This is a genomic window from Halorubrum sp. 2020YC2, assembly GCF_018623055.1.
Taxonomy (GTDB): Archaea; Halobacteriota; Halobacteria; order Halobacteriales; family Haloferacaceae; genus Halorubrum.
In genome coordinates, this window is sequence record NZ_CP076019.1 from 1,804,400 (window position 1) to 1,829,991 (window position 25,592).

Annotated in this window: 30 protein-coding genes and 1 pseudogene; 14 read left to right on the forward strand and 17 right to left on the reverse strand. The window is 71.2% G+C overall.

The window, feature by feature from the left end:
* The first annotated feature begins 214 nt into the window (after window positions 1-214).
* The 4 genes and pseudogenes from KI388_RS08930 to KI388_RS08945 all read left to right on the forward strand — a co-directional run bounded on the left by KI388_RS08930 (window position 215) and on the right by KI388_RS08945 (window position 4,364).
* Window positions 215-1,435, forward strand: a complete 1,221-nt coding sequence (locus tag KI388_RS08930; RefSeq protein WP_215086310.1) for a threonine synthase — start codon at window positions 215-217, stop codon at window positions 1,433-1,435.
* Between the two features lie 80 nt (window positions 1,436-1,515).
* Window positions 1,516-2,435 (forward strand): annotated as a pseudogene (locus KI388_RS08935) (NADP-dependent phosphogluconate dehydrogenase).
* A gap of 133 nt (window positions 2,436-2,568) precedes the next feature.
* Window positions 2,569-2,913 (forward strand): DUF5802 family protein, encoded by a 345-nt coding sequence (locus KI388_RS08940; protein ID WP_215086311.1) that lies wholly within the window; start codon window positions 2,569-2,571, stop codon window positions 2,911-2,913.
* Between the two features lie 524 nt (window positions 2,914-3,437).
* Window positions 3,438-4,364, forward strand: a complete 927-nt coding sequence (locus KI388_RS08945) for a Vms1/Ankzf1 family peptidyl-tRNA hydrolase (protein WP_215086312.1) — start codon at window positions 3,438-3,440, stop codon at window positions 4,362-4,364.
* 21 nt (window positions 4,365-4,385) lie between these two features.
* On the opposite strand, the gene KI388_RS08950 is transcribed toward KI388_RS08945, so the two are convergent.
* From KI388_RS08950 to KI388_RS08970, 5 genes are all read right to left on the reverse strand, one after another.
* Window positions 4,386-4,814 carry a rhodanese-like domain-containing protein gene (locus KI388_RS08950; RefSeq protein ID WP_215086313.1) on the reverse strand — a complete coding sequence of 143 codons (429 nt, stop codon included), beginning with the start codon at window positions 4,812-4,814 and terminating at the stop codon, window positions 4,386-4,388.
* Window positions 4,814-5,137, reverse strand: coding sequence for a cupin domain-containing protein (locus KI388_RS08955; RefSeq protein WP_215086314.1), 324 nt, complete (start codon window positions 5,135-5,137; stop codon window positions 4,814-4,816). Before KI388_RS08955 ends, KI388_RS08950 begins: the two co-directional genes overlap by 1 nt.
* A 47-nt stretch (window positions 5,138-5,184) precedes the next feature.
* Window positions 5,185-5,718, reverse strand: coding sequence for a cob(I)yrinic acid a,c-diamide adenosyltransferase (locus KI388_RS08960; RefSeq protein ID WP_215086315.1), 534 nt, complete (start codon window positions 5,716-5,718; stop codon window positions 5,185-5,187).
* Window positions 5,715-5,954 carry a glutathione S-transferase N-terminal domain-containing protein gene (locus KI388_RS08965; RefSeq protein WP_215086316.1) on the reverse strand — a complete coding sequence of 80 codons (240 nt, stop codon included), beginning with the start codon at window positions 5,952-5,954 and terminating at the stop codon, window positions 5,715-5,717. Before KI388_RS08965 ends, KI388_RS08960 begins: the two co-directional genes overlap by 4 nt.
* Before the next feature lie 102 nt (window positions 5,955-6,056).
* Entirely contained in the window at window positions 6,057-6,455 is a 399-nt protein-coding gene (locus KI388_RS08970; protein ID WP_215086317.1) for a thioesterase family protein, read from the reverse strand.
* A gap of 126 nt (window positions 6,456-6,581) precedes the next feature.
* Between KI388_RS08970 and KI388_RS08975 the strand changes: the two genes are divergently transcribed.
* Complete coding sequence (locus KI388_RS08975; protein ID WP_215086318.1) at window positions 6,582-7,061, forward strand: Lrp/AsnC family transcriptional regulator; 480 nt, start codon at window positions 6,582-6,584, stop codon at window positions 7,059-7,061.
* 30 nt (window positions 7,062-7,091) lie between these two features.
* Here the strand turns inward: KI388_RS08975 and KI388_RS08980 are convergent, their stop codons facing one another.
* Window positions 7,092-8,108, reverse strand: a complete 1,017-nt coding sequence (locus tag KI388_RS08980) for an amidohydrolase family protein (RefSeq protein WP_215086319.1) — start codon at window positions 8,106-8,108, stop codon at window positions 7,092-7,094.
* A gap of 265 nt (window positions 8,109-8,373) precedes the next feature.
* Here KI388_RS08980 and KI388_RS08985 point away from each other — a divergent pair, with 265 nt between their 5' ends.
* On the forward strand, window positions 8,374-9,855 hold the full coding sequence (locus KI388_RS08985) for a proton-conducting transporter membrane subunit (RefSeq protein WP_215086320.1): 1,482 nt from the start codon (window positions 8,374-8,376) through the stop codon (window positions 9,853-9,855).
* Window positions 9,845-12,301: a DUF2309 domain-containing protein gene (locus KI388_RS08990; RefSeq protein ID WP_215086321.1), complete on the forward strand. Its 2,457-nt coding sequence runs from the start codon at window positions 9,845-9,847 to the stop codon at window positions 12,299-12,301. The genes KI388_RS08985 and KI388_RS08990 overlap by 11 nt, the downstream gene beginning before the upstream one ends.
* A 220-nt stretch (window positions 12,302-12,521) precedes the next feature.
* Here KI388_RS08990 and KI388_RS08995 read toward each other — a convergent pair whose 3' ends face one another.
* On the reverse strand, window positions 12,522-12,866 hold the full coding sequence (locus KI388_RS08995) for a hypothetical protein (protein ID WP_215086322.1): 345 nt from the start codon (window positions 12,864-12,866) through the stop codon (window positions 12,522-12,524).
* A 114-nt stretch (window positions 12,867-12,980) separates the two neighbouring features.
* Window positions 12,981-13,655 carry a phosphate signaling complex protein PhoU gene (gene phoU / locus KI388_RS09000; protein WP_215086323.1) on the reverse strand — a complete coding sequence of 225 codons (675 nt, stop codon included), beginning with the start codon at window positions 13,653-13,655 and terminating at the stop codon, window positions 12,981-12,983.
* A gap of 178 nt (window positions 13,656-13,833) precedes the next feature.
* On the opposite strand from phoU, the gene KI388_RS15505 reads away from it, so the two are divergent.
* The 3 genes from KI388_RS15505 (at window position 13,834) to KI388_RS09010 (ending at window position 16,122) form a co-directional block, all read left to right on the forward strand.
* Complete coding sequence (locus tag KI388_RS15505) at window positions 13,834-13,968, forward strand: hypothetical protein (RefSeq protein WP_256441492.1); 135 nt, start codon at window positions 13,834-13,836, stop codon at window positions 13,966-13,968.
* 96 nt (window positions 13,969-14,064) lie between these two features.
* Window positions 14,065-14,790: a carbonic anhydrase gene (locus tag KI388_RS09005; RefSeq protein ID WP_215086324.1), complete on the forward strand. Its 726-nt coding sequence runs from the start codon at window positions 14,065-14,067 to the stop codon at window positions 14,788-14,790.
* A gap of 96 nt (window positions 14,791-14,886) precedes the next feature.
* A complete protein-coding gene (locus KI388_RS09010; protein ID WP_215086325.1) occupies window positions 14,887-16,122 on the forward strand; it encodes a PQQ-binding-like beta-propeller repeat protein in 1,236 nt (411 codons plus the stop codon).
* A 157-nt stretch (window positions 16,123-16,279) separates the two neighbouring features.
* On the opposite strand, the gene ndk is transcribed toward KI388_RS09010, so the two are convergent.
* Genes ndk through rpl7ae form a run of 4 tightly spaced genes read right to left on the reverse strand, consistent with a single transcriptional unit; the run spans window position 16,280 to window position 17,547 of the window.
* Window positions 16,280-16,759, reverse strand: coding sequence for a nucleoside-diphosphate kinase (ndk, locus tag KI388_RS09015; RefSeq protein WP_215086326.1), 480 nt, complete (start codon window positions 16,757-16,759; stop codon window positions 16,280-16,282).
* On the reverse strand, window positions 16,756-16,950 hold the full coding sequence (locus KI388_RS09020; RefSeq protein WP_149798246.1) for a 50S ribosomal protein L24e: 195 nt from the start codon (window positions 16,948-16,950) through the stop codon (window positions 16,756-16,758). Before KI388_RS09020 ends, ndk begins: the two co-directional genes overlap by 4 nt.
* Window positions 16,951-16,953: 3 nt before the next feature.
* A complete protein-coding gene (locus KI388_RS09025) occupies window positions 16,954-17,178 on the reverse strand; it encodes a 30S ribosomal protein S28e (protein ID WP_004595321.1) in 225 nt (74 codons plus the stop codon).
* 6 nt (window positions 17,179-17,184) lie between these two features.
* Window positions 17,185-17,547, reverse strand: a complete 363-nt coding sequence (gene rpl7ae, locus KI388_RS09030) for a 50S ribosomal protein L7Ae (protein ID WP_004595322.1) — start codon at window positions 17,545-17,547, stop codon at window positions 17,185-17,187.
* Between the two features lie 280 nt (window positions 17,548-17,827).
* Between rpl7ae and KI388_RS09035 the strand changes: the two genes are divergently transcribed.
* Complete coding sequence (locus tag KI388_RS09035; protein ID WP_215086327.1) at window positions 17,828-19,249, forward strand: bifunctional metallophosphatase/5'-nucleotidase; 1,422 nt, start codon at window positions 17,828-17,830, stop codon at window positions 19,247-19,249.
* 100 nt (window positions 19,250-19,349) lie between these two features.
* Window positions 19,350-19,907: a diadenylate cyclase gene (locus KI388_RS09040; protein ID WP_215086328.1), complete on the forward strand. Its 558-nt coding sequence runs from the start codon at window positions 19,350-19,352 to the stop codon at window positions 19,905-19,907.
* A 27-nt stretch (window positions 19,908-19,934) separates the two neighbouring features.
* Here KI388_RS09040 and KI388_RS09045 read toward each other — a convergent pair whose 3' ends face one another.
* Window positions 19,935-20,828 (reverse strand): bifunctional methylenetetrahydrofolate dehydrogenase/methenyltetrahydrofolate cyclohydrolase, encoded by an 894-nt coding sequence (locus tag KI388_RS09045; protein ID WP_215086329.1) that lies wholly within the window; start codon window positions 20,826-20,828, stop codon window positions 19,935-19,937.
* Between the two features lie 105 nt (window positions 20,829-20,933).
* Window positions 20,934-21,743, reverse strand: coding sequence for an aldo/keto reductase (locus tag KI388_RS09050; protein WP_215086330.1), 810 nt, complete (start codon window positions 21,741-21,743; stop codon window positions 20,934-20,936).
* A 216-nt stretch (window positions 21,744-21,959) separates the two neighbouring features.
* Here KI388_RS09050 and KI388_RS09055 point away from each other — a divergent pair, with 216 nt between their 5' ends.
* A complete protein-coding gene (locus tag KI388_RS09055) occupies window positions 21,960-22,505 on the forward strand; it encodes a hypothetical protein (protein WP_215086331.1) in 546 nt (181 codons plus the stop codon).
* Window positions 22,506-22,518: 13 nt separating this feature from the next.
* Here KI388_RS09055 and KI388_RS09060 read toward each other — a convergent pair whose 3' ends face one another.
* The 3 genes from KI388_RS09060 to KI388_RS09070 all read right to left on the reverse strand — a co-directional run bounded on the left by KI388_RS09060 (window position 22,519) and on the right by KI388_RS09070 (window position 24,274).
* The gene (locus KI388_RS09060; RefSeq protein ID WP_251133131.1) at window positions 22,519-23,316 is read right to left on the reverse strand and encodes a hypothetical protein; all 798 of its coding nucleotides are present in this window, start codon (window positions 23,314-23,316) and stop codon (window positions 22,519-22,521) included.
* 59 nt (window positions 23,317-23,375) lie between these two features.
* Complete coding sequence (locus KI388_RS09065) at window positions 23,376-24,053, reverse strand: HAD family hydrolase (RefSeq protein WP_215086332.1); 678 nt, start codon at window positions 24,051-24,053, stop codon at window positions 23,376-23,378.
* 80 nt (window positions 24,054-24,133) lie between these two features.
* Window positions 24,134-24,274, reverse strand: a complete 141-nt coding sequence (locus KI388_RS09070) for a hypothetical protein (protein WP_215086333.1) — start codon at window positions 24,272-24,274, stop codon at window positions 24,134-24,136.
* 126 nt (window positions 24,275-24,400) lie between these two features.
* Here KI388_RS09070 and KI388_RS09075 point away from each other — a divergent pair, with 126 nt between their 5' ends.
* Complete coding sequence (locus KI388_RS09075; protein WP_215086334.1) at window positions 24,401-25,540, forward strand: CBS domain-containing protein; 1,140 nt, start codon at window positions 24,401-24,403, stop codon at window positions 25,538-25,540.
* Window positions 25,541-25,592 lie beyond the last annotated feature (52 nt).

Below are 25,592 nucleotides of genomic sequence, written 5' to 3' on the forward strand. Positions count from 1 at the left end.
TCCACCTCGGTCCCCCCGGCGGACCGGCCGCCCCGACGGTCGCTGGTACACACATCTCTCGTGGACGTACGGTCCCGGTCCCCCTCGGGGTGCCCCTTCATACGTTTCGAACCTAAGTACCCCGGCGGGGACCGGGACCGGCGATCGCCGCGGGTCGAGGCCGACGACCGCCGCGACCGCAGGACCGAAGTCCACGGCGGGCGAGCGCGGTCTCATGGAGACGACAGACGCGTTCATCGGCCTGACCTGCGTCGACTGCGGGGAGACGTTCGACGCGGAGGCGGCGACGCACCGCTGTCCCGACTGCGACGGGATTCTCGACCCCGACTACGACCGCGTCGAGTTAACGCCGGAGACGCTCGACTCGCGTCCGGACGGGTCGATGTGGCGGTACGCGGAGCTGCTCCCGTTCCCGGCCGAGACCGCGGTGTCGCTCGGGGAGGGCGCGACGCCGCTCGTCGAGTGCCCGGCGCTGGCGGACGCGATGGGCGTCGGCCGCGTCCTCCTGAAAGACGAGGGGGCGAACCCGACGGGGACGTTCAAGGACCGCGGGCAGGCGGCCGCGATGACGGCGGCGCGCGAGCACGGCGCGAGCGAGGTCGCGCTGAACAGCGCCGGCAACGCGGGGCAGGCGGCCGCGGCGTACGCGGCCCGGGCGGATCTGGACGCGCACGTGTTCCTCCCCTCGCGGGCGGGGTTCACCCAGAAGGCGATGACCGAGGTCCACGGCGCGGACCTGACGGTCACCGACCCCGTCGACGGGAACTCGCAGATAGGCGACGCCGGGAAGGCGTACGCCGAGGCGATAGACGACAATCCCGAGTGGTACTCGACGAAGACGTTCGTCACGCCGTACCGCCACGAGGGCAAGAAGACGATGGCGCTGGAGCTGCTGGCCCAACTCGACTGGGAGGCGCCCGACGGCGTCGTCTACCCGACGGGCGGCGGCGTCGGCCTCGTCGGGATGCACAAGGCCGCCCGGGAGGCGAAGAAGCTGGGGTGGACCGACGAACTCGTCCCGATGTACGTCGCGCAGGCCGCGGGCTGCGCGCCCGTGGTCGACGCCTACAAGTCGGGTGCGGAGCGCCACGAGCCGATCGCGGACGACGAGGTCGACACGGCGTGCAACGGGATCGCGATCCCGGACCCCGGCGCGAGCGGCCTCATCCTGGAGGCGGTCCGCCAGTCCGACGGCGGCGCGGTGGCGACGACGGACCGCGAGATCCTCGACGCCGCCATCGACGTGGCGCGCGAGGAGGGGCTGGAGGTCGGCGCCACCTGTGCGGCCGCGGTCTCCGGCGCGTTCGCGCTCGCGGAGTCCGGCGAGTTCGGGCCGGACGACACGGTCGTCCTGTTGAACACCGGCGCGGGCAACAAGGACGTGGACGCGCTGCGCGCGCACCTCGGGGAGCGGGAGGCCGAGGCGGCCGAGTAGTCGCAGAGGATGAACCCCACTCGCCGCCACCGAGCCGTCGAACCGGAACCACTACGGCGGGCGGTCGCCACCCCTCGCGCATGGAACTCGGCGTCATCGGACTCGGGCGGATGGGGCAGATCGTCGCGAACCGGTCGCTGGAGGCGGGCCACGACGTGGTGGCGTTCGACCTCTCGGCGGAGGCGACCGCCGAGGCGGCGGAGCGAGGCGCGGAGCCGGCCGACAGCGTGGCGGACCTCTGTGACCGGCTGGACGGGTCGGGCGACGGCGACGGTAAGCGCATCTGGCTGATGGTGCCCGCGGGCGACGCGGTCGACGCCACGCTCGCGGACCTCGAACCGCACCTCGGCGGCGACGACGTGGTCGTCGACGGCGGAAACTCCCACTTCGGGAGTCGACCCGCCGCGCCGCGGACACCGACGCCGCCTACCTCGACTGCGGCACCTCCGGCGGGCCGGCGAGCGCCGAGGCGGGCTTCTCGCTGATGGTCGGCGGCCCGGAGTGGGCCTACGAGGCGATGGTCCCCGTCTTCGACGCGGTGGCGACCGGGCCGGACGGCCACGACCGCATGGGCGAGTCGGGCGCGGGCCACTACGTGAAGATGGTCCACAACGGCGTGGAGTACGCGCTGATGCAGGCGTACGGCGAGGGGTTCGAACTGCTCACGGACGGCCGCTACGACCTCGACATGGAGTCGGTCGCGCGCACGTGGAACAACGGCGCCGTGATCCGCTCGTGGCTCTTAGCGCTGTGCGAGGAGGCGTTCCGAGAGGAGGGGTCGGATCTTGGCGACGTGGCGGACCACGTCGCGGGCGGGTCGACGGGCACGTGGACGGTTCAGGAGGCGCTCGAACAGGAGGTCCCCGTCCCCATTATTTATCAGGCGCTCGCGGAGCGGTTCGACTCGCGCAACGAGGGGCGCTTCTCGCGGCGGCTCGCGAACCGGCTCCGCTACGGATTCGGCCGTCACGAGGTCGCGCGGCGCTCCGACGGGGAGTAGGGGCGGGCAGAGCGGGCAGAGCGGCGGAGCGGGCAGAGCGGACGACGAGAACCGTTCCTTCGGCTGATTATCGGGATCGACCACGCCCGAGAAAGGCTTATGTACTACCGTGGTAGATGATACCACGCATAGAATGTTCGAGCGATTCTCGAGCGGCTACTACCTGGGGGAACTGTACGTGGAACCCCACGGCGGCGAGCGCGCCGTCATCCGGCGGGCGGACCACGAGCACGTCAACGAGCAGCTGTACGCGGACGGCGAGGGCGTCGAGCGACTCGACGCCCCGCTGGTCATGAAGGTCGACGGCGGCCACATCCCGGTCGGCGGCGACGACGACGTCCCGAGCGGCACGCTCGCGATTCCGCAGGCGCTCGCCGACGAGACGCTCCCGGACCGACGGAACGTGCTGCTGGCGGATGCGGATCGGGCGGAGAAGTTGTTGCGTTGGGAGGGGTGGGAGCCGTTCGTGAACGCATAATAAAACGAGGGAGACACCGTTTTTCGGGTTGATGTCGTCCGCTACTCAGGAGTGGGTCGAGGGATCCCGGCGGAAAACTCCTCCAAAGCCCCAGTCGCTCGTTTATAAATAGACACTAGCAGATCGGCGGAAAACTCCTCCAAAGCCCCAGTCGCTCGTTTATAAATAGACACTAGCAGATCGGCGGAAAACTCCTCCAAAGCCCCAGTCGCGAGGCGGGCGCACGCTCGCTGTGCTCCTCGGTCGCTCACTCCGTTCGCTCCCTCCGGTGCTTGCGTCACCTGCGCCCGCCTCGCGACTGCCCCTTTGAGTCCCACCCCGCACAGCACCGCAACCGCACCTCACGCCTCCCCAGCCTCGTCGCTGGCGGCTAGCGCCGCCAGCGACTCCCTCGCGCGTGCGATTCGCGCCGCGTTGCGGCGCTCATCGGCACGCGCCACCGCACGGAGTTCATTTATAAATCACATCAGCGTCGTCGCCGCCGCAGACGCACCTTTTAGGTCGCAGGGGGTCGCGGATTCGGTATGATCGACAGGCTGCTCGGGCGCGCCGAGCTGAAAGAGCGGATCGAGGAGCTCGAAGAGGAGAAGCGCCACCTCGAACGCCGCGCCGAGGCCGAGGAGGAGCGCCGCTCCGACGCCGTCGCGGACCGCCAGCGCGCCGAGGAGCGCGTCAACGAGCTGGAACACCGGATCGAGTCGCTCGAAGAGCGATTGGAGCGCGCCGAGGGAACCGACGAGTCGATCGATTTCCGGCGCGTGAGCGACTACGGCGGCTCGCGGCTGGCGGACGCGCTCGACCGCTTCAGGGCCGTCGAGAGCGACGACCCCGAGGGGCTGCTCACGGCGTACGTCCCGGACGCGGACTCCGTCCCGGCGACCGTCTCGGACTGGTTCGGTGACCGCACGGCGCTGGTCCGGCGGGCCGCGCCCGCCGTCGTCCTCGCTGACGACACCGGCGCGGTGAGCGCGGCGCTGACGCCGCCGGTCGAGCCGGAGCCGTTCGACCGGTGGAGCGACCGCTTCCGACTCGATGACGGGTGGTTCCGCCCGACCGGCCGGTTCGCGTTCGCCGTCGTCCGCTCGGACGTCTTCGCCGTCGGCACCTACGAGGGCGACGAGCGGGTCGCCTTCGAGGGGTTCACGAGCGACGTGAAGGAGGCGCACTCGAAGGGCGGCTTCTCGCAGGGGCGCTTCGAGCGCCGCCGCGAGGGGCAGATCGACGACCACCTAGAGAAGGCGAACGAGGCGCTCGCCGCGGTCGCGGAGGGAGAGGGCGTCGCGGAGGGTGGGGGAGTCGACCGCGTGATCGCCGTGGGCGAGCGCAGCGTCCTCGGTCGGGTGCGCGACCGCGCCGACATCACCGACGTCTCCGACGCAACCGGGAAGCCGGAGGCGGCGCTCGACGACGCGTTCCGCGACTTCTGGCGGGTCCGCGTCCGCGCCATCTGAGCCGGCTCGGGACCCTTCGGGTCAGAACGGCGGCTCGGGGCCCTCGTCCGCGTCCCCGGCGTCGCCGTCCGGCTCGTCCGTCGACCGTAGCTCCCCGACCGCTTCTTCCCACGCCTCGACGCCGCCGCGGAGGCTCTCGACGCGCGCCGCCTGCGTCCCCTCGTAGCTGCCGATCAGCTGCGCCGCCTGCCGGCTGGCGACGCCGTGCGGGCAGACGGTGACGATCCGGTCGGCGCCTTCGAGGGCCGCGACCCGGTTCGTCAGCTCCGGGAACGGGATGCACTCGCTTTCGGGGAGGTGACCCCGGTCGAACGCGCGCCGGTCGCGGATGTCGACGATTCGGAGTGATTCGGACTCGTCGGCGGGGCCGTCAGCGGATTCGTCGACGGAGCCGTCGTCGCGCTCGTCCAGCAGCGCCGACAGCTCCTCGGGGTCGATTTCGCCGTCCATCAGAGCGGGGCGAGGGTGGCCGTGAGCACGGCCCGCTCGTCGGTGTCGTTGCGGGCGCCGTGGACCGCGCCCCGCTCGTTCGGCACCACCGCGGGCGCCGCGAGCGCCTCCTCCTCGTCGTCGCGGACCACGGTCGGCTCTCCCTCTACCACGTGGAACACGTTCGTCGCGTCGGCGTGTTCGTGGGCGTCGACCGCCGCGTCCGGGCCGAGGACGAACGCCTTTACGAGCGCGTCGTCGGTGACGACCAGCTCCGCCGTCTCGACCTCGCCGGGGGCCGGGTCGAGACCGGAGACCGCCGCCTCGTAGCTGTCGAGCGTCATACCCGTCTCTCGCGCGGGACGGGGAAAAGTCGCGCGCTCGTGGCGACTCAGTACGAGGGCGACTCCTCCGGCTCGCCGTCGCGCGCGTTGACGACGCGCCCGAGGGTGAACAGGAGGTCGGAGAGCCGGTTGAGGTAGGTGACGACGGCCTCGTTTATCGGCTCCGAGCGCGCGAGGTCGACGACGCGGCGCTCGGCCCGGCGCGCGACGGCGCGCGCGTGGTGGAGCGCCGCCCCCGCCTCGCCGCCGCCGGGGAGGATGAACGACGTGAGCGGCTCAAGCTCCTCGTCGAACGCGTCGATGCGCTCCTCTAGCTCCTCGGTGTGGCGGCGCTCGACCTGCGGGTCGTCCGGGTCGGGGTCGGGGTTCGCGAGGTCGGCCTGAACGATGTGGAGGTGGTTCTGGACCGTCTCCAGCAGGTCGTCGACGTCGCCGTGGCCGGTCGGGCGGATCGTCCCGAGCAGCGCGTTCGCCTCGTCGACGGAGCCGTACGCCTCGATGCGGTGGCTCGACTTCGACACCCGGCTCATGTCCCGGAGGTCGGTCTCGCCCTCGTCGCCGCGGCCGGTGTAGATGCTCATTCGAGGGTCCTCTCGACGTACTCGACGATGTTCGCGCTCTCCGCCATCGTCACGCCGCGCTCCTCGTCGACGAGGACGGGGACGCCGCGCTGGCCGCTGACTCGCTTGACCTCGTTGCGCTCGGAGTGGAGCGCCTCCACCCACTCCGTCTCGTACTCGACGCCCGCCTCCGCCAGGGCGTCGGCCGCCTTCTCACACCACGGACACCCGTCGAGGGCGTACAGTCGAACGCTCATACCGAACGATCCGTCCGCGGCGTCAAGAAGGTGTGCGTCCGGGTCGGCGCGGCCGGTCGAGTCCGTCCCCTCGCGGCGGCCGGGTCGGACCGACTCCCCGCCTCAGGAGTCGTGGTACTCCGCCATCCCCGCCCGGTGGTCCTCCGGGATCGGCGCCGGTTCGCCGGTGTCGGGGTCGAGCGAGACGAGCGTCGCCTCGGCCTCCGCGGCGACGGCGCCGCTCACCCGGACCTCGTGGGTCATCGTCGCGCTCGACCGCCCGAGGTCGGCCACGTCGACGGTGACGGTGACCTCGCCGTCGGCGAGCTCAACCGGCCGCCGGAAGTCGATGGAGATGGACGCCAGCACGGTCGACGCCCCGGAGATGTCGATGCCGAGGACGTCGCGGAAGAACCGCGTCCGCGCCTGCTCGATGTACGTCGCGTAGACGGCGTTGTTGACGTGGCCCATCGCGTCGATGTCGCGGAACCGCACGTCGATGTCCGCGGTGTAGGTCGCCATATCCGACCCACTGGCGGGGACCGTATGTAGGCGTCGGGATCGCGGCGGCCGCGACCGAGCACGCGGACGCCGGATCGGACCGGCGAGCCGCCAACGTATAAAACCGCCACGCGTCTACCACGAACCATGGGCAACGGAGCGATCGACGACGTCGACAGGGAGATCCTGTACGCGCTACAGGCGGACGCTCGCAACACGTCGTCCGGTGACATCGCTGAGCGGACCGGCACCTCGGACAGCACCGTCCGCAAGCGCATTCAGCGCCTCGAGTCCGACGGCGTGATCAAGGGGTACAGCGCCAGCGTCGACTATCAGCGGTCGGGGTACCCGCTCCGGATGCTGCTCTACTGTACCGCGTCGATACCGGAGCGCGGCGAGCTGATCCCCGACATCTTGGAGATCGACGGGGTCGTCTCGGTCCAGGAGCTCGTCACCGGCGAGCAGAACCTCCTCGTGACCGTCGTCGGGGAGTCGGACGACGACATCACGCCCGTGGCGCAGGCGCTCCTCGACATGGGCGTCACGGTGGCCGACGAGGTGCTCGTGCGGACCCACGAGACGACCCCCTTCGGCAGGTTCGACTCGGGGCGAAGCGGCGAGGAGTGACCCGGGTGTGGTGATCGGGCGGGGAGCCGATCAGACGAGGACGCGCTCGACGTCCAGCCCGGTCGCTCGCCGGACGACCGCGCTCACGGGGTCGACCGAGCCGGACAGGTTGTCGGAGTCGCCGTCGAGGACGACGAGCGCCGCCCGCCGGCCCGGTTCGATGACCCCGCAGTCGAGGCCGGCGATCTCGGCGCCCGCGGCGGTCGCCATCCGCAGCACCTCCCGGTCGGTCACGTCGAACCGCTTCGCCGCGGTCGCCATCTCGCGGAACATCGACGGCGGGTTCAGCATGACGTTGTCCGTCCCGAGCGCGACAGTCGTGTGGTCGAGCAGCTCCCGAATGGGCGCCTTTCCGACGTCGAGGACCTCGTTCGCGCGGGGACAGACCGCGACCGGAACCGACTGGTCCGCGACCCGCGCCAAGTGCTCTCGCTCCGCGTGGACCATGTGGACGAGGAGGTCGGGTTCGAGGTCGAGCGCCGGGTGGACGTCGGTCGCGTCCGGCTCACCCGCGTGGATCGCGAAGGGCCGGCCGCGCTCCTCGCAGGCGGCGCGCTCCGCCGCGAAGTCGTCGTCGTTCGCGCCGGAGGCCCCGTAGCCGTCGGCGACGTCGAGGACGGACGGGTCGCCGCTCCCGAAGATGAACGGGTCGACGCCCGTCTCGGCGGCCGCGTCGCGGAGCGCCCGCGCGCCGGCGGGTCCCGACTCGCGGAAGTCCAGACACGAAACCGTCCCGGTCCGGCGCATGAACCGGAGCGTCCGGCGCACCGCCGACACGAGCTCGTCGCGGTCGGCGGCCGCCAGCCGCCGGTGTTTGCGGCTATCGGGCGGCGCCACCGCCTCGTCGAGCGAGAGGCCGACCGCCGCCTCCTTCGCGACGGAGTCACCGACGTGGGTGTGTGCGTTGACGAACGCCGGGATCACGACGTCCGTCGAGTCGGTGTCCGTCTCCTCGACGGCTTCGATCCGCCCGTCCTCGACGACGACGCGCCCGCGAACGCGCTCGAACGACTCCCCGACGAGGACGGTCCCAGAGAGTTCCTCCATACCGCCCCTGCGCGCTCGCGAACGATATGGTTTTCTGAGTGACGACGGCGAACGGTCCGTGAACGCGGGCCGTCGGGTGGCCGACGCCCTCGCCGCTCAGCGGCCTCTCGGATAAACATAATGTTCTATGATCTGGTTTGATCGAACGATTTGTGAACACAGACAGCTTTAATAGACGTTGTGTTCTCAAATTTGGGTAGATGCGACCGTATTCGGATTCGGATGCGTTCCGAACGCCGGACGCGGTCGCGTGACGAGTCGAACGATGTCAGGACGCACCTCGAAACCGACGGTCGGAGCGCTCCGGGAGGCGGGCGAGTCGTCGCCCGTCCCCGCGGTATTGACGTGGCTCGCGTGGTCGCTGTTCGCCGCGAGCGTCGCCGCGCTCGTCGCCCGAGTCCGACTGGAGGGGGCGTGGGAGCTCCCCGGCGCGGTCGCCGTTGACGGGCTGACCGTCCTGCTGTGGGTCGTTGTCACCTTCTTCAGCGGGGTCGTTCACAGCTACTCGCGCCGCTACATGGCCGGGAGCGCCCACGAGACGGCGTTCTTCGGCACGGTCTTCGCGTTCACGCTCGCCGTGATTGCGCTCGTCGCGGCCGACCACGTCGCGCTGTTCTGGCTCTGCTGGCTGGCGATGGGGCTGGCGATGGCCCGGCTCATCGGGGCCGTCGACGGCTGGCCGCAGGCGCGGGCCGCCGCGAGCGTCGCCCGCCGCTCCTTCCTCGCCAGCAGCGCGCTCCTCGGCGTCGCGCTCGCGACGCTCTGGTGGGCGACGGGCGCCACGACGGTCTCCGGGGTCGCCGCGAGCGCCGACGGTCTCGGCGGTCCCGCGTGGTTCGTCGCCGCGGCCGCGCTCGTCCTCGCGGCGATGATCCAGTCGGCGCTGGTCCCGTTCCACGGCTGGCTGCTCTCCTCGATGACCGCCCCGACGCCCGCCTCGGCGCTGATGCACGCCGGGTTCGTCAACGCGGGCGGCGTCCTGTTGACGCGCTTCGCCCCGGTCGTGACCGCCGACGCGACGCTCATGCTCGCCGTCGTGGTCGCGGGAGCGACGAGCGCCCTGCTGGGGAAACTACTCAAGACGGTCCAGCCGGACGTCAAGGGCGAACTGGGCTGCTCGACGGTCGGCCAGATGGGCTTCATGATCATGCAGGCCGGGCTGGGCTTCTTCGGCGCCGCGATCACGCACCTGATCGTCCACGGCTTCTACAAGGCGTACCACTTCCTCAGCGCCGGCGAGGAGGTCGAACTCGGGGCCCCGGGCGAGGAGGACCGCTCCGGGACGAGCGCCGTCGGCGCGGTCGTCGTGCTGGCGACCGGCCTGGCGGGCGGCGCGACGTTCGCGGTCCTCACCGGGAAGGGGACGAGCGTCGACAGCGGGCTGCTGCTCGCGGCGCTCGTCGCGCTCACCACGCTCCACGCGGCCCGGAGCGCCCTCCGCCAGACCGCGCTGTCGCCGGCGGCCCGCTACGGCGCGATCCCGCTGGTCTTCCTCCCGGCGATTGCGGGGTACGCGCTCGTCTACGAGGCCGTGTCGAGCGTCCTCGCCGGGGTGCCGATGGTCTCCGCGCCCACCGAACTGACCGCGCTCCACGCGCTCGTCGCCGTCGCCTTCCTCGCGGCGTACGTCGCGACCGAGACGGGCGTCCACGAGCGGAGCGAGCGCCTCTACGTCGCGCTGCTGAACGCGGGGCAACCCGCGCCCGAGACGGTGTTGACCGCCACGGAGGAATACAATGAGTACTGAACGCGCCATCAGAGAGCGCATCGACGACGCCGCGACCGCCGTCGGCCCGGTCTGGCCGATCCACTCGTTCGTGACCGCAAACCCGCTTTCCGGCTTCGAGGACCGGCCCTTCTCCGAGGCCGTGTCCCTGGCGGCCGACCGCCTCGGCGGTCGCGGCTACCCGAGCCCGGAGACGTTCCGGGCGGCCCTCGACGACGGCCGGATCGACCCCGAACTCCTCGACGCGGAGCTGACCGAACGGGGGTACGAGGCCGACCCCGAGACCCTGCTGGACCGGACGGAGAGCGGCGCCGAGAGCGGGAATCCGACCGGCACCGAGACCCGAGGGCCGTCCGGTGGCGACGAGGCGGAGCACCCGGGCGTCGAGCGGGTCGACCGCGTGCTCTCGAAGTGGCTGTCGGCGTTCCTCGACGAGGGGCAGGCAGAGTGGTCGATGCCGAACCGGGAGGACGGGTTCTACGACGCCTTCCGCTCGGTGGCGCCGTACGACGACGAGATACCCGAAAAGGGCCTCGCGGCCGATCTGCCGGCGTCGCCTATCGACGCCGTCGAGTCCGTGCTGGGGCCGTACCCCGAGGGGAGATGGGGGTCGGTCTTCGAGGCGCAACTCGCCGCGCTCCCGGGGTGGACCGGCCTGATCAAGCGCCGCGCCGCGGACGACGGCGCGTGGCAGTCCGCGCACCCGATCACGCTCGAAGGGTACCTCGCGGTCCGGCTCGCCCTGCTCGACGCCTTCGACGTCGACGTCGCGCCACCGCCCGAATCGGGTGACAGCGAGGCCGAGACCGCCGACGAGCCGGCCGACGCGTTCCTGAGCGCGTGGGAGGCGAGCTACCGCGGCGAACTCGTCGACCGGGTCGCGGCCGAGAGCGAGGCCCGCGGCGAGGCGGCCGACGCCCGCGTCGACGGCGGCGCGTCGGGGCGGCCGGACGCGCAACTGGTCTTCTGTATCGACACGCGCTCGGAGGTTGTCCGGCGGCACATCGAGGCGACGGGCGACTACGAGACCCACGGGTACGCCGGCTTCTTCGGCGTCCCGATGGAGTACCGCGGGTACGACGCCGACGCGTCGGTCGACGCGTGTCCCCCCATCGTCGACGCCCAACACCGGATCTCCGAGGTGCCGACCGACGGGGACGCGCGGGCCAGCCGCGACCGCTTGGCTAGCCTTCGCGAGGCCGCCGGCGACGTGGTCGAGGCGCTGAAGTCCAACCCCGCCACCGCGTTCAGCTTCGTCGAGGGCGCCGGGAGCGGGTACGGAGTCGCGCTCGCGGCCCGCACCCTCCTCCCCGGGCGGGTGTACGACGTGCTCGGCGCCGCCGACGACTCGACGCCCGACGACCACGAGTTCTGCGAGCCGGGCGTCCACGACCACGACGACTCCGGGGTGGGCCTCCCGGTAGGACTGACCCGCGACGAGAGGGTCGAGTACGCCGCGACCGCCTTCGAGTTGATGGGCTGGGAGGCGTTCGGGCGGCTCGTCGTCTTCGCCGGCCACGCGGCCGAGACGGCCAACAACCCCTACGGCTCCAGCCTCGACTGCGGCGCCTGCGCCGGCAACCCGGGCGGACCGAACGCCCGCGTGCTCGCGGCGATCTGTAACGACCCCGAGGTGAAGGCGGGCCTGCGCGAGCGCGGCCACGACGTGCCGGACGACACCGTCTTCCTCGCGGCCGAGCACAACACGACGACCGACGAGATAGCGCTGTACGACGGCGACGTGCCCGACTCGCACGCCGAGGACCTCGCCCGGTTGCGCGCGGACCTCGACGCCGCGCGCGAAGGCGCGGCGGCCGAGCGGACCGGGTCGGACTCCGGAGACGCGGCCGTTCGCGAGACCGAGCGCCGCGCCGGCGACTGGGCCGAGACGCGCCCGGAGTGGGGGCTGGCCGGAAACGCCGGGTTCGTCGTCGGGCCCCGCGAACTGACGAGCGACCTCGACCTCGACGGGCGGGCCTTCCTCCACTCGTACGACTGGGAGACCGACCCCGAGGGCGACGCGCTCGAAGCTATCCTCGCCGGGCCGATGGTCGTCACCCAGTGGATCAACGCGCAGTACTACTTCTCGACGGTCGACAACGCGGCGTACGGGAGCGGGTCGAAGGTGACCCACAACCCCGTCGGGAACGTCGGCGTCCATCAGGGCAACGGCGGCGACCTGATGACCGGCCTCCCCCTCCAGTCGGTCATGGCCGCGGCCGACGAGCCGTACCACCAGCCGCTCCGCCTCTCGACGGTCCTCCACGCGCCGGTCGACCGCGTCACCGAGGTCTTAGCCGACAACGAGGGGGTGGCCGAACTGCTGGACAACGACTGGCTCTCGCTGACGGTCGTCGACCCGACGCAAGAGCACCGCGCGTTCCACTACGAGTCGGACTTAGAGTGGACGTCGCCGTCCGGGTCCGAGCGGACCGAGGCGCCGGCCGCCGCCGTCGCGGACGACTGAGTCCGCGCTCGGCAGCCGGCGCCAGCGGATTCCGTTGCCGCGGGGTATCAAAAGGGGCACACGGCCCGGGAGGACGGCAGCGCGTTCGGGCTGTCGATCGTCGAGCGGATCGTCGACGCGCACGGCTGGGAGATCCGCGCCGCCGGCGACGCGACCGGCGGCGCCCGGTTCGAGATCACGACCTGAGAAGGGGATCTGGGCCGGACCGACCGATGGCGAGTCAGACGCCGGGGACGCCGAACGCGCTGATACTGAGGCCGAGCACGCCGTTCAGGACCGCGATGACGACCAGCGCGGCCGCCCACGCGACCAGCCCCATGATCGCGGCGTCCTTCCAGCCGCCGGGGTACCGCCAGTTGATAACCCACACCCACGCGATCAGCGCGACCAGCGACCCGATCAGGGGGATCAGCGACCCGATCGCCCACGCGAGAGCGCCGAAGAGCGCCGTGACCACCGCGTGCGAGTAGTCGTCGACGCCCGCGACGACGCGACCGCTGATATAAATCCCCAGTCCACCGACCAGCAGCGCCACGACGAACGAGACGATAGCTCCGAGAACCATGTGTCCGCCGTCTCGGGTCGGACGGATATAGCAGGGGGACAGCGTTCCCCGGAGTGACACGTTCCCGGCGCAGGGTCGACCGGGCTACGACCCCGGACCGGCGCCGGGTCCCGCTCAGTACAGCAGTTCGTCGTCGTTCTCGATCATGTACAGCGAGCGGGCGGCGATGTTGACCGCGTGGTCCCCGACCCGTTCGAGGTCGCGGATCGTCAGGAGGAGCCGCGAGACGTTTCGCATCGTCGCCTCCACGTCCTCGTCGTCGCGGAGTTCGTCGCGCTCGATCAGGTCGCGGACGACGAGGTCGCTCGCGGCCTCGCAGGCGGCGTCGACGTCGTCGTCGGCCTCCGCGACGGCGTGACAGCGATCGGGGTCCGACTCCGCGTACGCCGCCATCGCCTCCTCGAGCATCGCCAGCGTGTCGTCACCGATGCGCTGGACGTCGACGTCGGGGAACACCTCTCTGTCGGCCTGTTTGGCGTACTCCCCGAGGTTCGTCGCTAAGTCCGCGATCCGTTCGAGGTCGGTGATGATCTTGAACGACGCCGCGATGAACCGCAGGTCGCCGGCGACCGGCTGCTGGAGCGCGATGAGGTCCGTACACTGCCCCTCTAACTCGAGGTAGAGGTCGTTGATCTCGGCGTCGCCGGTGATCACTTCCTCGCCCAGTTCGCCGTCCTGCCGTTCGAGGGCGTCGAGGCCCTTGCGGAGCCGCTCCGCGACCACCTCGCTCATGTAGAGGACGTCGTCGCGGAGCCCCTCCAGTTTCGTCTGGTACTGTTCGCGTGGCATCGTGTTGGCGTATCCGCCACGCCGGACGCACAAAAACACGTCGGCGGGGGCGGTCCGGCTGCCCGTCCGTCCATCTGCGAGTCGGAGATCACCGGGTCGGTCCGCTGCGCCCGTCGTCGCCCCGCCGGTCCCGCGGTCGAGCGAAGCGTTCAAACCCCGCCGCGACGACGGCCCGGACATGCAGCTCATGGAAGACATCGTCCTCGACGAGAACGAGGAGGCGCTCGCGCCCGCGGTCGTGATCGCGACGGTCGCGCTCCTCGCGGTGTTCGTCGTCGGAGTCCTGGTCTCGGTCGTCGGTCTCGTCGTCTGACCGGCCTCGTTCCGGCGGCGGAGCGACGCCGGAACGGCGCCGGAGCGGCGGTGCCCGGCCCCGACGCTTTTAGTCCCCCCGCCGGGAGAGGCCGGCATGGACCGCCGGATACTCGCTGACCTCCTCGACCGCAACGACGACCACGTCGCTGCGCTCGCCCCCGGCGCCTTCGACCGCCACCGCGACGACCAGCGCCCCGGCGTGGTCTCCGTCTGCTGTTCCGACTCGCGCGTCTCCCAAGAGGGGATGTTCGCGGTCGACGAGCCGGGGTACCTCTTCACCTCCGGCGCCATCGGCAACAGCGTGAGCGCGCTCGTCGACGGCGAGCGCGTCCTCGACGGGAGCGTGGCGTACCCGCTGGGTCACACCCACACCGAGGTGCTCGCCGTGGTCGGACACACCGGGTGCGGCGCGGTCGGCGCCGCGCTCGCCGCGGCTCGCACCGGAGAGTTCCCGGCCGAGCCGGGCGTCCGCGCCGACGTTAAGTCGCTGCTGCCGATCGTCGAGGCCGGGCTGGACGACCCGGCCGTCCGCGGCGACGACGGCGGGGCGGGGGAGAGAGACATCGGCGACCCGGGCGGCGGCGCCTCGGTCCGCGACAGGCTCGTCGAGTACAACGTCCACGAGCAGGTCGCGTTCGCCCGCGAGAGCGAGGAGGCGGCCGACGCGATGGTGTACGGCTTCGTCTACGACCTCCACGGCGTCTACGGCGACCGCGACGGGGCCGTCTACCTCGTCAACGCCGACGGCGAGCGCGACCCCGCGGCGCTGCGCGAACTCGTCGGGGACGCGCGCGCGGACCGCGTGGCGACGCTCCTGTAGCGGGGCAGACCGCTCTCGACGCGCCGTTCGGCGCGCCGCGGACCGGGAGCGCCGCATCCGACAACCGTTTCACCGCGACGCCCGAAGCGAGTTCAAATGGACCGACGCGTCCTGTTCGCGGCGCTGATCCTGTTCGCCGGCGGCGCGACCGGCGTCGGCGTGGCGCTCTTCGCGTTCGTCGGCGTCGACGACGCCACCACGGAGACGACGGTCGTCTGGGAGTCCGAACCGGCCGCCGGCGACGACGGCACCGGCGCCGTGGTCGCGACGGTCGACGGGGACCCCCTCCTCCTCCGACCCGCGGTCGAAAACGGGTCGCGAGTCGTCAACGCCACCGTCGTCGGGACCGACGAGACCGCTTGGACCGTCCCGGTCTCCGGGCCGGACGCGGAGCGCGGCGGCGGGAACGGGAGCGACGACGCCCCGGTCGGCGTCAGCGGACTCACCGTGGGGACTCTCGCCGGCGACCCGGTCGTGGCGCTCACGACGGCGCCGGGGGAACTCGTCGTCGTCGACGCGACCGACGGGACGGAGCGGTTCGCGGTCGACCTCGGCGGGGACGGCGGAGTCCGGCCCGCGACCGGCGACCTCACCGGCGACGGGAGCCAAGAGGTCGCCGCGGTCGCGGGCGACGGAACGGTCCGCGTCGTCGACGGCGACGGGGACCCCGTCGCGGAGGCCTCGCTGCCGGGCGAGGTGGACCGTCGACCCCTCGTCGTCGAGCCGGACGCCGAGGCGGACGAGCGCGGCGGACTCGCGGTGCTGACGACCGCGGGCGACCCCGCGACGGTCCACATGCTCGACGCGAGCGGCGCGACGCGGTGGACGACCGAGCCGAGCGTGAACCCGCTGAGCTGGAACGCGGCGGACAGCCGCGACGGGCCCGTGCTGGCGCTCGGCGGCGCGAACGGAGACATCGAGACCGTCGAGGCGAGCGACGGGTCGGACCGGTACGAGGTCAAGTTACAGGACCGCCCGATCGCCGTCGGGGACGCGGACCCCGGCCGGGTGTACGTCGGCGGCTCCGGCAGCGTGTGGGCGGTCGACCTCCTCGACGGCGAGGTGGTCTGGAAACAGCAGTACGGCGCGTCGACTCGGATCAACGAGCCGCGCATGGGCGACGTCGACGGCGACGGCGAACTCGCCCCGGTCACGGTCAACCGCGGCGGCGAAGTCCTCGCGATGACGCAGGGTAGCGACGTGATCGCGCGCGGCGACGCCGGCGAGGTCGTCGCCTACGGCGGCCCCCTGTTTGCCGACGTCACGGGCGACGGCGGTGACGAGGTGATCGTGGTGGCGGACGACGGGACCGCGATCGCCGTCGACACCTGAGCCGGCGGCGGCGATCCGGGCGGTTATTACTGGTTCAGATCCGGAAAACGGACGACTGCGTGGTGTTCTCTGCTGTGATTCACCGGAAACGCGGTGTGTCGGCTGAGCGAGGACTCGACGGACGGCGGCGAAAAGTGAAAGTCCGAAGGCGGCCGCGTCAGTGGTCTTCTTCCTCGTACACCCACGCGGCGGTGTCGAGGTCGTAGTCGACGAGTTCGTCGTCGTCGAAGAACAGGTCGATCTCGCGTTCGTTGGCGCCCTCGTCCTCGTGGTCCGACGCGTGGATCACGTTGTGGCCGAGGTCGAGACCGAAGTCGCCGCGGATCGTGCCCGGGGCGGACTCGGTCGGGTCGGTCTGGCCGACCATCGCGCGGACCTGTCGGGTCGCGTCCGCGCCCTCCCACACCATCGCGAAGACGGGGCCGGAGGTGATGAAGTCGACGAGACCGTCGAAGAACGGCTTGTCCTCGTGCTCGCCGTAGTGCTCCTTCGCGAGCGCCTCGTCCAGCTGGACGAACTTGCCGGCGACGAGCTTGAGCCCGCGGTCCTCGAAGCGAGAGACGATCTCGCCGATGAGACCGCGCTGGACGCCGTCGGGCTTCACCATCACGAAGGTGCGCTCGTCGTGGTGGCTCACTGGTCGTCGCCTCCCGCGCGGTGGCCCTCCTCGGTCCACTCGACGTCGCGCGCCTCGCGGCCGAGGAAGTAGTTCTTCTCCGCCTTCGAGTCGACGAAGTGGAGGATCTGTCCGTCTTTCTTCACGTACATCGTGCCCGTGCCGGGCTCGATCTCCTCGCCGCTGTAATCGCAGGTGCGTGTCTCGACCATTGGTTATCGGCCTCCGATGGAGTCGGCGTCGCGCTGGGTCTCCCGCAGCTGGAGCACGTCGCCCAGACGGACGGGACCCAGGACGTTCCGGGTGATGATCCGGCCCTGGTTCGATCCCTCCTGGATGCGGCACTTGACCTGCATGGCCTCGCCGTGCATCCCGGTCTTGCCGACGACCTCGATGACCTCCGCGGTCGTCGAGTCGCCGGTGCCCTCTTCTGCGCTCATGGGAGGTTATCGGAGCTCCGCGACCTTCTCGCCGATGTCCTCGACGTCGTCGGCGGCGTCGCCGGCGTCGACGACGGCGGCGGCGGCCGAGCCGACTTCGAGACCGGCGGCCTGGCCGACCTCGTCCTGCGTGTCGACAAAGGCGACCGGAATCCCCTTCTCCTCGGCGAGTTCGGGGAGGTGCATCACGATCTCCTCGGGGGAGACGTCCTCAGCGACGATAACGAGATCCGCGTTGCCGCGCTCGACGGCCTTGGTGGTCTCGTTGGTTCCTTTCTTTACTGTACCGGTGTCTCGGGCGACCTCGAGCGCTTCGAGGGATCGCTCCGCGAGGTCCGCTGGGGTGTCGTAGTCTACGTAAACGGGCATATGTTGTTCACCTATCCTCCGTGCGGGCTCGCGTGCCCGTCCCGTGGTCGGTCCCTAACGGAACGGCACATCATCAACCCCACAGAGGCTGTGCCCCGTCGTAGTCCGGACATCCATAAAAGCGCTTTCAATGTCCTGCGCGTGTGCGAGCGGGGATCACGGGGCGGAATAGCGGGCGGGGTCGCAGTCGAGGCCGCGGAGACGACGGCGACGGCGCTCGCCGGCGCCGGGCCGACTCCGCGCTTTTTAAGCATCGCTCGCCCCTCCCGTCCGACATCGAATGGTCCGTCTCGTTCACTACTCCGACATCGAGAACGTCTTCGACGCCCCCGAGCGGGCGGCCCGCCTCGCCGGTCGGATCCGAGCGCTCTCGGGCCCCGACGCCGCGGTCGTCGCCACCGGCGACACGACCGCGCCGGGCGTCCTCTCGCTGGTCGCGACCGGGAGGCAGGTCCTCGACTTCTACGCGGCGACCGACACCCTCCTCGACACGTTCGGCAACCACGAGTTCGACTACGGCCCCGACGCGCTCCGCGGCCTCGTCGCCGACGCGCCCGCGACGTTCGTCTCCGCGAACGTGCGCGACGAGTCGGGCGAGCCGTTCGGCCGCGACGAGGGCGTCGTCCCGTGGGCGGTTCGCGAGGTCGACGGCGAGCGCGTCGGGTTCGTCGGCGTCACCGACCCCGCGACCGACTCGCTGAACCCGATGGCCGCGGACCTCTCCTTCGACGACCCAGTCGCGGCCGCGGGCGACGCACTGGCGGCGACGCGCGCCGCGGTCGCGGAGGGCACCGACGGCGGGGAGGCCGGCGAGCGACTCGATCACGTCGTCGTCCTCTCGCACCTCGGCGCGGGCGACGACGACCTCGCCCGCGAACTCGACGTCGACGCGGTCCTCGGGGGCCACGTCCACAGCCGCCGGAACGAGGTCGTCGACGGCACCCTCCTCGTCCGGCCGGGCGTCAACGGCGAGGCGGTGGCCGAGGTCGACCTCGGCGCCGACCCCCCGACCGCGACGCTCCACGAGCCGGACGGGGCCGAGCCAGCGCCCGGCCTCGCTGACGCGCTCGCGGAGCGGATGGCCGCCGCCGACCTCGACGAGACCGTCGACGTCGTGGACGGACCGATCGAGCGCGCCGGCGACGTGGTCCACGGCGGGGAGTGCCGGGTCGGGAACTTCGTCGCGGACGCGTTCCGCTGGGCCCACGACGCCGACGTGGGCCTGTCGAACGCGGGCGGGCTCCGGCAGGGCGACCCGTGGGAAGGCGACGTGACGAAGGCGGACCTGATCTCGCTGATCCCGTTCGAGGAGCCGGTGGCGCTCGCCTCCGTCAGCGGCGCGGAGCTCCACGACGTGCTCCGCGAGATGGCCGCGCCCGACGTGGACTTCGGAGAGGAGGACTGGTGGCACGGCCACGTCTCGAACGCCCGGGTCGTCTGGGACGACGACGCCGAGCTGATCTTAGAGGCGACCGTCGGCGGCGAGCCGATCGACCCGGACGCGCGCTACACGGTCGCCGTCTCCGAGTATCTGCTCCACTCCGAACACGAGTTCCCGACGCTCGCGCAGCGCCACCGCATCGACGAGGCGGGCATCCAGTACGAGGTGCTGGCCCAGTACGCCCGCGAACGCGGGATCGACCCCGAGATCGAAGGTCGGATCGAGATCCGGAACCGCGCCGCCGCGGCCGACGACGACTGAGCCTCACGGAGTAGACCGCGCTCCCGCCGCAGGCGGCTCGCCAGCCGGCGACGTCGTGACGTGTCTTTAACAGGAACCGTGACGTTGTGTCACATACGACATGGAATCGCTCGACCGAGTGCTGAAGAAGTACGCGACGAGCCAGGACCTGATGGACCAGATCAGGTACACGGCCGAGGCGCTCAGTCTCGGGTTCGACCAGTGGGGCGAGCAGTACGTGAGCGGTCCCAGCCTCTACGTGTTGATCGTGGCGGAGGTCAACTTCGACGAGTACACCGATCCGCTCGGCGACAACGAGTGGCCGGTCGACCGCTGTCAGGTCGTCACCGAGTCGCCCGACGTGTTCACCAAGGTCGCCCGAGACGTGGCGTTCAGTCGCGACGGGGCCGTCGTCGTGACCGGCGACGGTACCATTCAGCGACAGATGGTCCGCGTTCGGAGCCCCTTCGAAGAGGAGGTGCCGGGCGTCGCCGCCCTGGAGTTCCCCGACTGGATGGGCACGAAACACATGAGCGCGCTGGAGACGTCGCTGCGCGACGACGTCCTCTGGGCGGTCACGCTCAGCGAGGAGGACGGCCGCGTCACCACGTTCCTCAACGGCACGTATCAGGACTATCCCCGCGACGACATCGGCGGCCGCTGGCGTCCCGACGAGTAGGGGACGCCCCCGGCGGTCGACGCCGCGCTACTCCAGACGCACGTCGACGTCGCGCTGGAGGCCGGCCGCCTTCACCGTGTTATAGAGCAGCATCGCGCGCGTCATCGGCCCCACCCCACCGGGGACCGGAGTGATCGCCCCCGCCACTTCGCTCGCAGACTCGTACTCCACGTCGCCCACGAGTTCGTACCCCTTCTCGGTGTCCGCGTCGACGCGGTTGATCCCCACGTCGATCACGGTCGCGCCCTCCTTCAGCATCGAGCCGTCGAGGAACCCCGGGACGCCCGCGGCCGCGACGACGATGTCCGCGCCGGCCAGTTTCCCCTCCAAGTCCTCGGTCCGGGAATGACAGACCGTGGTCGTCGCGTTCCCGACCGGACTCTTCTGGATCAGCAGGTTCGCCATCGGCTTCCCGACGATGTCGGAGCGGCCGACGACGACCGCGTCCGCGCCCTCGGTCTCCACGTCGTAGGCGTCGAGCAGCTTCTGGACGCCGTGGGGGGTACACGGCTTGAACCGGGCGTCGCCCGCGACGAGGCGGCCGACGTTCTCCGGGTGGAAGCCGTCCACGTCCTTCTCCGGGTCGATCCGGCGGAGAACCGTCCGCTTGTCGACGTGGTCCGGGAGGGGAAGCTGGACCAGTATTCCGTGAACGTCGTCGCGGTCGTTGAGGTCGTCGATCGTCTCGTACAGCTCGCTCGCGGGCGCGTCGGCGTCGATCTCGACGTGGAAGCTCTCGATGCCGACCTCCTCGCAGTCGCGCTGCTTCATCGAGACGTACGTCTCGCTCGCGGGGTCGTCGCTCATCAGCACCGTGGCCAGCCCCGGCTCGACGCCGGCGTCCGACAGCCTCGTCACCTCGTCCGCGACCGCGTCGCGCACGTCGGCCGCGACCGACTCCCCGTCGATGGTCTCCGTCATGCCAGAGCCTCGGCGGTCCCGAGGTAAAAATGACCCGGGATCGTGCGTATTACCGAATCTCTCTTTCCAATTCGATCCGAGAAAGTGGATCAGACTCGAACGAGCTTACTCCGGGAACAACTCCGCCTCGCGCGGAACGGCGTCGATCGCGGCGACCTCGGCCTCGGTCAGTTCGAGGTCGGCCGCCGCGAGGTTCGCGCGGAGGTGTTCCTCGCTCGACGCCTTCGGGATCGCGACCACCGGCTCCTTCGCGGTCGCCCACGCGATCGCGACCGCCTCGGGCGTCGTCTCGCGCGCGTCCGCGACCCCGACGACGGCGTCGACCTCGCGCACCCGCCCGCCGGCGAGCGGCGAGTAGGCGACGACCGGATAGCCGTGGTCGCGGGCGTGGTCCAACAGCTCCGGCTCGTGAAACAGCGGGTGGAGCTCCGTCTGATGGGCGGCGGGCGGCCGGCCGAGGACGTCGACCGCGCGGTCGAGATCGGGCCTCTCGAAGTTCGAGACGCCGACGTTCCGGACGAGTCCCTCCTCGACCACCCGGTCTAACGCCGGCAGCGTCGCCGCCGGGTCGTAGTCGCCGCGCGGCCGATGGACGTACAGGAGGTCGATGGCGTCGACCCCGAGTCGGTCCGCGCTCTCGCGGGCGGCCGGCTCGACCGCGTCGGCCGCGAGGTCGTCGATCCACAGCTTGGTCGCGACGGTCACGTCGTCGCGGTCGAGGTTCCCCGTGCCGTCCGCGGCGTCGTCGACGCCGCCGTCTCCGGCCAACCCCGCGGCGAGGCCCTCGCCGACGACCGCCTCGTTGTCGTAGATCCGCGCGGTGTCGAGGTGGCGGTAGCCGAGGTCGAGCGCGGTCGCGACCGCGTCGGGGTCGTCGATCCCCATCGTGCCGAGACCGACGGGCGGGAGTTCCATGCGTCCCGGTCCGCGCCGCGGAAGAAAAACCTCCCGTCGCGGAGCGGAAACGGCGCGCCCGCACCCGGGTCTGCGGGTACCCCGACCCACGGCAGCATTTACGTGAACGGTCCTCGTACGGCCGTTCATGTCCGCTATCCCTCCCCGTCCCCGTCGGCTCGCCGTCGACCGCGCGCCCCTCTCGTCCCTCGCGTCTCCGCTCGGAGCCGACGCGGAATGAGCCGGACCGGGACGTGGTCGTTCGCGACGGCCGCCGGACGCGTCGAGGTCGCGCCCGACGAGGTGCGGGTTCGGCGGCGAGTCGGTCGCACGTGCTGCGAGGCCGCTCGGAGCCTCGCGAGCGGACGGCTCCCCGCCGTCGGACGCGACGTGGGAGTGTCCGCGCTCGGCGCCGCGTTCGGCGCCGTCGGGGTGCTGCTGGAGTGGGCCGGCGACCCCGGCGCCGGCGTCGGCGTCGCGGCGTTCGGCCTCGCGACGGCGTTCGCCGGGGTCGGCCTCTCGGCGCTCCGGAACGCCCGGACCGAGGTTCCGCTCCGAGAGGTCCGCCACGTCGCCTTCAGGGACGGGGAGGTGGTCGTCGTTCGCGAGGGCGACGCCGGCGACCGCGCGGCCGAGACGACGCTCAGCCCGCGGTCGCCGGCGGGCCGAAACGACGCGGCGCTCGCGTTCCGGCTCCGAGGCGTCGACCTCCGGGGCGCCGAGGACGCCGAGGGCGTCTCCCGGACCGCCGTCGACGCGCCGGAGACCGAACTCGTCGCGTGAGCCGAGAGGTGAGTCACCGCGTCAGCGAGGTCGTCCGCTGGACGACCTCGTACCCCTGCGCCGCGAGCGCGTCGGCGTAGTGCCGTTCCGCGGCCCGGCCCTGCGGGATCCGGCGGAGGTCGAACCGTCGCGTCGGCCGGAGTTCGACGTCGACGATGCTCCCGCCGTCCGCCGCCTCGCTGACCCCGACCGCGTACGAAGCCCACGGACGGCCGTCCGTCGTCGCCTCTATTTCGACCGACGCGGCGGCCGGCCGGTCCGACTCGTCGTCCCGGTCGGGCGCCCCCTTCGAGGGTCGGTCGCCGTCGGTCGCGTCGACGTCGAGGGATAGCTCGGCCGTCCTGAGTCCGAAGAGGTACGATAAGGCGTACGTCGCGGTCGTCCCGGACGGGCGCTCGTCACTGTCGTCGTCTCCGAGAGCGGTCGCTTCGCCGTCGGGACCGCGGACCTCGTCGGCGACGCCCCACTGGAACGCGAGGACCGGCGGCGTCGACGACGCGAACTCGCGGACGACGGTCTCGGGCGGCGCGTCGGTCCGGAGCCGGGTCGAGCCGCGCCGGCGGAACGCCGGGAGCCGGAGCGCGACGACGAGGACGGTCGCGACCGCCACCCCGGGCCAGAGCGACAGCGCGGCGACCGCCGCGAGGAACGCGCCGGCGACGAGCAGCGCGAGCGTCCAACTGACGACGCGCTCGGCGCGGCGGTAGCGAGCGACCGCGGCGTCGAGCGCGCCCCGATCGACGCGGGAGGAATCGACGCGCGGAGGAGCGTCGGGGGCTGACGCCCCCGCTGAACTGGAGGGATCGGACACGGCCCCAACTCGTCGAGACCGCAAATCAGGATTTCGGTCGGACGCCGCCGGGTGCCGCCTCAGACCGAGTCGTCGGCCGGCGCCCGCCCGCAGATGCTCACGAGGTCGTGGAGGTCGTCGATCTCGTAGGTCGGGTGGCAGGCGAGCTCCGTCGACCGGCGGTGGGGTCGGCGGACGAACGCGGAGTCGATGCCCGCGTTGTCCGCCGCGCGGACATCCGACTCGTTGTCGCCCACGAACAGCGCCGTCTCGGCCCCGAGGTCTTCGAGCGCGCGCTCGATGTAGTACGGGGAGGGCTTCTTCCGCGAGAGGCTGGCGACCGACGGCTCGCGGCCGTACGCGACCTCGAAGTGGCCCGCCAGCCCGAAGTGGTCGAGGAGGGCGTCGACGGTTGCCTGCTGGTTCGACGAGACCACGCCGAGCGAGGCGTCGAGCGCGCGGAGGGCGTCGACGTCGTCGTACGGCGTCTTCCGCCCCTTCCGGGCCGCGTCGATCTGCGCGGCGGCCGCGGTCTCGTCCCTGACGCGCCAGAACTCGGTGGGGTCCACGCCGTAGCGCTCGCAGATGTCGGTCAGGGTCGCGGGGTCGACGCCGACGGCCACGTCGTCGACGTGAGCTAGGTCCGGGTCCTCGACGCCGAGACTCACGAACGCGTCCCAGGCGGCCTCGCGGAGCGTGTCGAACGGCGTCCGCCCGACCAACACCCCGTCGTTGTCGAGGACGATGGCGTCGTACACGCCTCTCCCTGCGTCGGTAGCGGGCAAAAAGGTTTCACACGCCGAGGGGCCGGCGTCTCAGACGCCGAACAGCCGAAGGCTCACAGCCCGAACAACCGGAGGAACAGCCCGGCGAGCAGCGCGAGCGTCCCGACGATCACGCCGATGAAGGGGATCGGAACGGGGAGCGGGACCACGATCAGCGCGACGCCGAGGGCGATCAGCGCGGTCGAAATCTTCACGGATGACCTCCGTCCGCGACGCGGAAATACCTTCAGGCGGATTCCGACCGCCGGATGACGAGTCCGGGCGGACGCGACGACCCCCGCACTTTCAATACCCGTCCCGTCGAAGACTCAGATTGGATCATGAACATCTCTGATATCGCAGTGTCGGAATACGTCGAGGTCGACGTCGATGAGCGGCTCGCCAAGGTCCGTTCTATCTTCGAGCGAGAGAACCCGAAGGGGATCGTCGTCGTCGAGGACGGCGAGTACGCCGGGGTCGTCGGAGAGAAACAGCTCATGCGTTCGCGCATGGAGGACGACACGAAGGTGTCGGCGGTGATGAAGCCGGCGCCCTCGGTCGACCGCCACGAGGACGTCCGCGAGACCGCCCGGCTCCTCGTCGAGGGCGACGTGAAGATCGCGCCCGTCTACGAGGGCGAGAAGCTCTACGGCATCGTCACCGTCGACCAGATCCTCCATGCCGTCCTCGACAGCCTCGACGCGATCACCGTCGGCCAGATCGCAACCGAGGACGTGATCGGCATCGGTGAGACCGAGAGCGTCGGCCGCGCGATCAACCGGCTCCGCGAGAACGGCGTCTCCCGGCTCCCGGTGTTAGACGAGGACGGCGACCTCGTGGGCGTCGTCACCACGAACGACATCGTGGAGTTCGTCGTCCGCGACCACGAGCGACAGGGCAGCGGCGACCGCGCCGGCGACATCGACCGGATGCTCGACATCCCCGTCTACGACATCATGTCGAATCCGGTCGTCACGGCGACGAGCGAGGAGACCGCGCAGGCGGTCGTCGAGCGCATGTTCGACAACGAGGTGTCCGGGCTGGTCGTCACGCCGAAGGGCGCCGACACCGTCGCCGGAATCGTGACGAAGACCGACGTGTTGCGCGCGCTCACGTTCACCGAGCAGGACTCGATGGACGTCCAGATCACCAACGTCGACCTGCTGGACACGACCTCCCGCGAACACATCGTCGAGTCCATCGAGCAGGTCGCGGACAAGTACGCGGACATGCACGTCATCCACGCGCACGTCCGCCTCCACGCCCACAAGGAGAAGCTCCGCGGCACGCCCCTGATCCAGTGTCAGATCCGCCTCCGCACCAACGAGGGGCAGGTCGGCGGCTCCGGCGAGGGGTACGGCGCCGAGCACGCGTTCCACGTCGCGCTCGATAAGCTGGAGCGTAACGTCCTCGAAATCAAGGGCGTCAACGCCGACGAGGAGTACCGCGGCCAGCTCCTCCGGAAGCTCGGCCAGCTGTGAGCCGATAGGCGACCCGACGCGCGGGTGAACATCGAGTCCGGGATCGGCGTTC